Origin of the sequence: Heliobacterium mobile (assembly GCF_009720735.1) — a bacterium.
Lineage (GTDB): Bacteria > Bacillota > Desulfitobacteriia > Heliobacteriales > Heliobacteriaceae > Heliobacterium > Heliobacterium mobile.
Genome location: NZ_WNKU01000120.1, coordinates 1 through 756, shown reverse-complemented (window position 1 = coordinate 756; position 756 = coordinate 1). Strand labels below are relative to the sequence as shown.

Genomic DNA, 756 nt, shown 5'->3' with positions numbered 1-756 from the left:
TGCGGATAGCCGCTCGCCCAGGTCGGGGGGGTCGTGTCCGGCGCTGCGCTGGTCGCGATGTCCACCTTCTCCGCCGTAGCCTGCAAGTTGGGTACGCCGTCTTCCGTTACCACGTAGACATCATAGTCTGTCGACGGGGCCAAGCCCGTGATATCGATCGTCGCCGGCGTGTTGGCTGTCAGGTCTACATAGCCTTTTTTCCCGCTTCCGGCATCCGACCCGCTCGCATCTTGTCCCGCTTTTACTTGCGCCGCCGTGGGAGCTGTCGCCCCGTGGGGTACCACGACATAATAGCCTTTTCCGTTTTCGTTGGTCTGTACCCGCACCTGGGCGCTCGTGTTCGTCACTGTTCCCGCCTGCGGATAGCCGCTCGCCCAGGTCGGGGGGGTCGTGTCCGGCGCTGCGCTGGTCGCGATGTCCACCTTCGCCGCCGTCGCCTGCAAGTTGGGTACGCCGTCTTCCGTTACCACGTAGACATCATAGTCTGTCGACGGGGCCAAGCCCGTGATATCGATCGTCGCCGGCGTGTTGGCTGTCAAATCCACATAGCCTTTTTTCCCGCTTCCGGCATCCGACCCGCTCCCGTCTTGTCCCGCTTTTACTTGCGCCGCCGTGGGAGCTGTCGCCCCGTGGGGTACCACGACATAATAGCCTTTTCCGCTTTCGTTGGTCTGCACCAGCACCTGGGCGCTCGTGTTCGTCACTGTTCCCGCCTGCGGATAGCCGCTCGCCCAGGTCGGGGGGGTCGTGTCCGGC

General features: G+C 63.6%; 1 pseudogene. It reads right to left on the bottom strand.

Annotated features, from left to right (window positions below):
• Nucleotides 1-756: pseudogene (locus GJ688_RS21660) on the bottom strand (hypothetical protein); the annotation flags it as partial.